The 7,662-nt window shown below is 53.1% G+C and carries 5 protein-coding genes; 1 reads left to right on the top strand and 4 read right to left on the bottom strand.

Features of this window, described 5'->3' with window-relative positions; all coding sequences use genetic code 11:
• Positions 1 to 369 precede the first annotated feature (369 nt).
• The 4 genes from AV929_RS21585 to AV929_RS20240 form a co-directional block, all read right to left on the bottom strand.
• The gene (locus AV929_RS21585) at positions 370 to 1,347 is read right to left on the bottom strand and encodes a DUF1616 domain-containing protein (RefSeq protein ID WP_050006935.1); all 978 of its coding nucleotides are present in this window, start codon (positions 1,345 to 1,347) and stop codon (positions 370 to 372) included.
• 297 nt (positions 1,348 to 1,644) lie between these two features.
• Positions 1,645 to 2,760 carry a non-hydrolyzing UDP-N-acetylglucosamine 2-epimerase gene (gene wecB / locus AV929_RS20250; RefSeq protein ID WP_049943026.1) on the bottom strand — a complete coding sequence of 372 codons (1,116 nt, stop codon included), beginning with the start codon at positions 2,758 to 2,760 and terminating at the stop codon, positions 1,645 to 1,647.
• 170 nt (positions 2,761 to 2,930) lie between these two features.
• Positions 2,931 to 4,211 (bottom strand): nucleotide sugar dehydrogenase, encoded by a 1,281-nt coding sequence (locus AV929_RS20245; RefSeq protein WP_050006934.1) that lies wholly within the window; start codon positions 4,209 to 4,211, stop codon positions 2,931 to 2,933.
• A 219-nt stretch (positions 4,212 to 4,430) separates the two neighbouring features.
• On the bottom strand, positions 4,431 to 5,750 hold the full coding sequence (locus AV929_RS20240; protein WP_064289115.1) for a glycosyltransferase family 2 protein: 1,320 nt from the start codon (positions 5,748 to 5,750) through the stop codon (positions 4,431 to 4,433).
• A 437-nt stretch (positions 5,751 to 6,187) separates the two neighbouring features.
• Between AV929_RS20240 and AV929_RS20235 the strand changes: the two genes are divergently transcribed.
• Positions 6,188 to 7,111 carry an NAD-dependent epimerase/dehydratase family protein gene (locus AV929_RS20235; protein ID WP_369802700.1) on the top strand — a complete coding sequence of 308 codons (924 nt, stop codon included), beginning with the start codon at positions 6,188 to 6,190 and terminating at the stop codon, positions 7,109 to 7,111.
• Positions 7,112 to 7,662 lie beyond the last annotated feature (551 nt).

Below are 7,662 nucleotides of genomic sequence, written 5' to 3'. Positions count from 1 at the left end.
TCCCTTCGGGATAACTGTATCAACAATCTCCTACGGAAGAGCGTCGGTGTTTTTGAAGGAACGACGTGATAGGGGTGCGAACGGTCTTCGCAATTCATTTTCTCCTGCAGAAATCATGTCAGCGGAACAGTATTAACTTTGAATGAGAATATCATCTGGCTCCAATGCCTGTGGTGTCCCGTGCAAAATAATCGGGATTCCTTCTGGCTTGTGAGATCATCGTTTTGATACTATCTCGTATTAGAAAACAATAAGCGCTTGTCACAGGTGTGCTGTGCCAAGCATAGGTACCACACATAGCAGAAAATAGACCTCTCGAATAGTCGTTACGGGGCTAGCTTGGTCCTTGCGGAGCGCGAGCCTATGCTATCAGCCACTGATGACGTTAACCCAGATGTGTGTGCGGCGGTACGCGTTCTCGGGACGAGGATTCGCCTCAACTGGTGGTTCATTGCGGTAGAGGAGGTATGAAACTCGAATGTGATCACCGACCAGCGTGGGGGACAGTTCATGTGGCCGCTTGAGAGTGTCACCCGCCCCGACACGGTTTCTGAATCGGTCAATCCGCGCGGTGGCCAGGACACTGCCGTTCTCGATTCTCTGCGCAATGACAACAACAGTATAGTTTAGTTCTTGGCCTTCATGGTTGCCGATGGAGACCTGAACAGTCCGAGAACTGCCGAGCGGGATCTGTGACGGATACTCAGACGCTATGGGTTTTCCGTCGGCGGATTCAGTTACCAGCGCAAACTCGGTAAACTGTTCACCCCGTTCAGTCGATATGGCCGCGTACCCGATTCCGGTACCGGAGAGAAGAAGCCCAAATACAAGCAAAATGCGTATCGTCGGAACACCCCCAGACGGTGTTGAAAACGTTTGGCTCCGTACAGTTGTCATCCACCGCAGGGGACTGAAGCGCACATTTGATGGCACTCGCGCCCGTCGGATCGTTGCAGCAAACGTGAGAAGTACCGTCGTAACACTGATAGCGAATTGATACGATCCGGTAGTCGCACCAAGCGAGCCCAAGACTAACCCGAGCCCCAATAGTGGAACTATACAGACACTGCTCCCGACTGCAAGGAGAAGTCGTTCACCGGCAGATATTCGTCCTTCCCGGTTGTCAAACAGTCCACCAGACTCAGAAGATCCTCGTGGGAATAGAAGCGCAACTAGAGCGTATCCCGGTGCAACAAGTACCGCCCCCAACCCCAAAAAAATCCCTGCGGGAGACTGTTCGAAATACCCCTGGGCAACACCGAGGTGCCAGAAGCCAAGGAGTCCGACCAACAGAAGATCGATCGGGAGTGTCTCCGTCTCGATGTTCGCATCAGCATCAGTAGCCATTATCGCTTGGTGCGGTCGTAGTAATAAAATTAGACAGTTACTACCAGTTCATGTAACGGATTAGTGCCAAGAGTTCCCGTCCGGAATCTGGCCAAAATAAGGTCATTGGATGGGGAGTAACCTGTTGTCAATCGGTGAATTACCACCGGGAAAGCAACCAGACAGAACACGCCTTTCCAGTTGTACAGATTTGGTCGTTCTTCCCTATCCTTGGTCAAACAAGTCGTTGAAGAGCGGTCAATTCGTACTCGAGAAACTACCCGAAGCAGCACCGGGCGCACAGTGCTTACTGGCCGGTCACTCGGGCGCTGTGACTGCTTCCCTGACGGGGAGTTCCGAAACTGAATCGAGTATCTGAATGGCGGCTGTCCCATCTCCGAAAGGCGTCGTCCAATCCTCAGCCTTTCCGCGCATCTGTGTCGCCGCTGCAGTGATACTACTCGGCTCCCGGCCGGCAACGCAGTTCGCACCGACAAACGCCGTCTCAGGGCGTTCAGTTCCATACCTGAGCGTCACACACGGTGTCCCGAGGATGCTCGTCTCCTCTTGGACACCACCTGAATCGGTGAACACCAAGTCTGCTGTACTCTCTAATCTGAGGAAATCGAAGAACCCCAGTGGTTCGATAAGACGAACTTGATCGGGGACTGCGATACCGAACTCTTCGAGGCGATCCTCCGCTCGGGGATGGATTGGGTAGATGACCTCCCGGTCCGCTTGAGCGCTTGCCCGTGCAACGCCGCTGAGAATCCGCTCGAAGGCTTCCCGGTCGTCAACTGTTTCCGCCCGGTGAGCAGTCAATAGGTCGAACTGCCCTTCGGAAAGGCCGAGTTCACTCAGAATCTGACTTTTGTCTGCGGCTTCATCATCAAAGGTTTCGACTGCGTCGACGATCGTATTTCCGGTGACTGTGATGCGGTCCTCGGGGACCCCTTCGTCTCGGAGCAACACCGCTGTCTCGGCGGTCGGGGGAAAGAGGTAATCGGAGATGTGATCGATGATGACGCGGTTCGTCTCTTCGGGCATGTCGTCATCGAAACTCCGAAGCCCAGCTTCGACGTGGGCTACGTCGACATCTATCTTGCTCCCCGCTAATGCACCTGCGAGAGTCGAGTTCGTGTCCCCTTGGACAAACACCACCGTTGGCTCGGCATCTTGAAGTTCTTTCTCAATACCAGCGAGCATCGCACCAGTCTGAGCCCCGTGATCGTCAGATCCGATTTCGAGGTTCGTATCTGGCGGTGATAATCCGAGTTGTCGGAAAAAGACGGTATCCAGCGAATCTGAGTAATGCTGCCCAGTGTGGATGATATGTGTGTCGACGCCACGTCGGTGACACTCCTGAATTACCGGGGCTAACTTGATAATCTCGGGACGCGTTCCAAGGACGAAACCCACAGTGCTGTCAGTCATTGTTGTCCTCGTCTCGTAGGGCGAAATTCTGACAATAGTGCCACCCGATCAGGTTTCATAGCGGTTCCGTGAGTCGTCAACAGGATTTGTTATGGGCCTCCTACGCCGTTGATGATGACCAGCCGTCCGCGAGGGGGTTGTTACTAACAGAATGGTATTCGCAGAACAACTCAGATTGTCCGGACATCGAACCCGTGCTCAGTCCAGTGATCCACGTCGATTACATCGACCGGGTCAACCACGGTTCGGCCCGTCATTTTCGACCGAATGTCTTCCGGGTTAAGGTCTGCAAACTCATCGTGTGCTGCCCCGAATATCACTGCATCAGCGCCAGTTACTGCTGTATCGAGCGTAACGAGCTGTAGTCTGGAGTCCGTCGCCCGTGGGTCGTGAATAGTGACTGATCCCTCGTCCCAACCCCCATCCATGGCCCGGCGTGTATCCACTGTGACATTACCGAGAAGCTGGGCTATTTCCAAGCCTGGACTATTTCGGGTATCGCTGACGTTACCCTTGTACGTGATTCCAAGGACAGCTACAGTCTTATTTTCGAGCGAGTCGATAGCGTCCTCGAGTAATCTGATAACGTGCTCAGGCATCCTGCCGTTGACCCGGTTCGCTATATCGATCAGCTCCGTTGCACCAGAGCCATCGCTCAGGAACCGTGGGTCGACAGGAAGGCAGTGTCCACCTACCCCTGGGCCTGGACTCAGAATATCAACCCGCGGATGGTTGTTTGCGAGGGTGATCGCAGACCGCACATCAATGCCGTAGTTCTCTGCAAGGAGAGCGAGCGTGTTAGCATACGCGATACTAACGTTTCGCTCAGCGTTCTGTGCGAGTTTCACGAACTCGGCGGTTGTTGGGTCAGCGGCGACATGTATCTCTCCGCTGGTAAGCGGTTCGTAGAGGGACTTGATAGCGCTAACTGAGGCCTCATCAACACCTCCAACGATTCGATCGTTGGTTCGGAGTTCTGTGAGCGTATTCCCCGGCATCACCGTCTCCGGTGTGTACCCCAAGTGGACATTTTCACCGATATTGAGATCGCTTCGTGATATGATCGGCGCCAGGATTCCGGTAGTTGTTCCCGGCGGCACTGTTGATTCCAGAATGACGGTGTCGCCAGGCCTGAGAACGTTGGCCACGTTTCGCCCAGCGTCCTTCACGTAGGTCAGATCCGCCTCATCGTTCAGTTCGTCGTACGGTGTTGGAACGCAGATGATATGCACATCAGCGGGTTGGGGGCGACGGCTCGGCGTTAGATTACACTCTAACGCATCCTGAATGTACGACTCAAGCTCCGACTCGCTGACTTTGGGCTCGCCCTCGTGGAGGCGATCTATCACATCTTCGTTGACATCGAAACCAATGACATCGGTGCCTTCGTTGGCGAACAGCGATGCGGTTGCAAGCCCGATATAGCCGAGCCCATGGACGCAGATAGTCATATTTCCAGTGCCTCCCGTAGTTTTATCATTGACTCGTAGCGCTGTCCCCGTTCCAGATAGTCTAATATGGGTTCGTGCTCCATTGACGTACGAATCATATAGGTTACCCTTTGTTATGCAGAAGTTGTTCCCAATCAAAAATCAAACACTCTGGTAAACCGACACCTGAGAAAGAAAGATACGAACCCTAATTTGTCCGTTGAATACTTGAACTGCCAGCTATTGGCGGTATAATTCTAAGGAGTGGAGAATGATTCCAGTGAAGGCTGCGAGGATGCCAATAATTGTGAACGTAGTACTAGCCAGAGCATGTCCAAGTGGAAAAGTTCCGGACTGAAGATAGTTGAACATCGTAAGGTAAGTAAACACAAATCCGATCAGAACGCAGGAGACACCAGGCACGCCGAGCAACATAATCGGATGTTCTCGCTCAACCGTCCGAATAATGTTTCCAACGAGCGTGAGCCCATGCTCAACTGGGCCAAGGTTGTTAGAAGTCTCCACGTCGTAATCTATCGTCGTCGGAACCTCTGTGATCTGGTAGCCATTTGAGTGAGCATGGTACAGAATATTGGTACTTGCATCCATCTGGTCTCCGATTGAGTTGTCCTCAGCGAGCGAGGTTATGGCTTCTGTACTATACGCACGGAATCCGCTCTGTGTATCGCTGATCTGATTTGCCGGCTTGAGGATTCCGAGGCTGAGGTTTGTCATGAGGTTAACCGCAAATAGGCCAAACCGCCTGTACAACGGCATCTCGGTGTCTGCATCCTCATCGAACCGGTTGCCGATGACAACTTCCGCCCCGGATTTCCGCTGTTGTTCGATTAATTCCGGGATGTCACTGGGGTCGTGCTGCCCGTCTGCGTCGAGTATGACCAAGTAGTCGGCGTCACCACGGCTAGCTTGGTCGAAAATACTGTTGAGGGCACCGCCATACCCGATGTTACGGTCGTGCTCATACACTGTTGCACCGGCCGCCGCTGCGACTTCGACGGTGTCGTCAGTACTCCCATCGTCGACCACCAGAACGGTGTCTACATAGTTCTTAGCTGACTCCACTACTGCCCCAATCGTCGACGCCTCGTTGTACGCGGGAATTCCGACCATGACAGTCGGGTCCGGCTCGGTGACGGGCTCAAGACGGGCTTCGACTGTGAATTTCTCGGTATTCTCCAGGGCTTCGCGGCTTGCCGAGAGATTAACTGACCCCTTCTCTTCACCATGGTACAGGAGTCCCGGATACCCAGCTTGCTTAGCGAACAGACGCAACCGCTCGCGAGGGGTATCGGTCTCAGCCCAGTTTCCAGAAGGGAGAACCACCTCTGCATCAAGCCACCGGGCAAAAGTGAGTGCCTGAAGGTCAGCATCAACAGCAGCTGTAACGATTGCTTGGTGTGCCCGTGAGTGTATGCGAAGGATTTCAGCCGCGATCCACTCAGCGTTCGACTCGGTCGCGACTAGTCCCACCGCGGGCAAGTTCTTGGAAACCTCGCGGATACCGTCATTAGCGGGTGATTGTTGGATTCTATCCGACATCTCAGTCCCACTCCGGAACCGCTCTCGATGGCGGTCGTTCGGTGTGGTCGCCCACACGCTCCAGTACGTATAGTGGTATCATTGTGGCGAGTAGTGGACTCCGTTGTGCTCTGCTGTGAACGAGTTATCACATTGTTATTCCCAGCTTTCCGAGATTGCCCCAATCCTGTATTATCCGCAAAAAGCAGGTAACAAAGTATAGTCTGACGCGGGGATACAACGCATGGTCGCTACGGTATCAGATGGGATTATAGTAACAATTGAAACGATGTACACACTGATCGCACTGCCGTCGTTCGATCAGGTGTGCATTGATTTTCAATGGCTACTATAGTTCGGCACAGTCTCTGTGAGATCGAGATGACTCGCTCGGGAAACGAGACGTATGTCTACGAATAACTTAAAACATGAAAACCGCGTCTTCGAATGACATGTCGATGAATGATGTCAGCAATTGTCGGGTGCTAGTTACCGGGGGTGGTGGGTTCGTTGGAAGCCATCTAACATCAGCGTTAGCGGTGGATAACCATGTTCAAGTCCTTGATAACTTCTCGACGGGACGGCGAGCAAACCTCCCGGAGGATGTGACTGTAATTGAGGGTGATATACGAGATACGGGAACAGTCAGCAAAGCGATGGACTACGTCGACATAGTTTTTCATGAGGCCGCGATGGTTAGTGTCCCCGAGTCAATCGAGCAGCCGGTCGACTGTCACGAGCTCAACGGGTCGGCAACCGTCACCGTTCTCGATTGCGCTCGACGGCAGGATGCAAGGGTCGTACTCGCCTCAAGTGCCGCCGTATACGGCAATCCCGATACAGTCCCGATTAGAGAAGCGGAGCCGGCCGACCCACGCACTCCATATGGAATCGAGAAGCATCTCGGTGAACAGTATGCGCAGTTTTACACAGAACGGTACGGCCTGCCGACAGTTCCGTTACGATACTTCAACGTCTACGGGCCGCGTGGGCTTGACGGGGAGTACGCCGGTGTCATCGGCACCTTCATCCGGCAGGCGCAGGCGGGCAACCCGCTCACAATCGAGGGTGACGGGGAACAGACGCGAGATTTCGTCCACGTCGATGATGTCGTACGTGCAAACCTGCTTGCAGCTACAACGGATGCTATCGGCAGGCCGTTCAACGTCGGAACTGGACGAAGTATCTCTATCAACGAACTCGCCGAAACCGTCCGAGATGTCGTTGGAACGGATGTGGGGATAAAACACGTCCCTGAACGCACAGATGACATCAAGGAGAGCGAAGCAGATCTCAGTGACGCACGCACACTGCTGGGATATGAACCAACAGTGTCGCTTGAAAAAGGGCTTGAATCGACGCTCAGTGCTGAAGGGGAATAAACGCCGCCGGTTGCTGATCGAGTTATATGTACAAATATAATAAGAGATCCACATTCAGACCAGTTATTTGATCTCGATATCCAAGATGTAGATACTTGCTTGCTTCATCGATTCAGTGATGTCCGTATGAAGGATATAGATAATCCATACGTAATGATATAAAACAACGTCTACCACTGGTCCTGATCCAAAACATTTGGCTTGCTCAAGCAGCCCAATATAATACACCGAGAACTGGCGACTGGAGTAGCCCGGAGAGTTGAGAGGTGGATACCGGCACGATGAGGACGGAGGTGCATCGGACGCTGACTGTAACAGGAAATGTCAGAATGCTCTATTTCTTGGCCTCTACCCAGTTCTAACTGGGCAATCCACTCGGTTACAAGTACCCTCACTCGGGAATATCTTCGGACGGAGCTTCCAGCAGGGCTGGGGTATATTGGGACGGTTTTAAACAGTAGCTATATAATGATCACATTATCGGTAGGGCTGGTATCTCATGGCGGCAGACAGCGCTCGCTGACCTCTGCTACCGAGGGGACTTTTACCGA

It is taken from the genome of Haloarcula sp. K1 (assembly GCF_001647155.1).
In the GTDB taxonomy this organism is placed as follows: Archaea; Halobacteriota; Halobacteria; order Halobacteriales; family Haloarculaceae; genus Haloarcula; species Haloarcula hispanica.
Note: the sequence above shows the minus strand (reverse complement) of the source record. Positions and strands in the feature narration are given on the sequence as shown.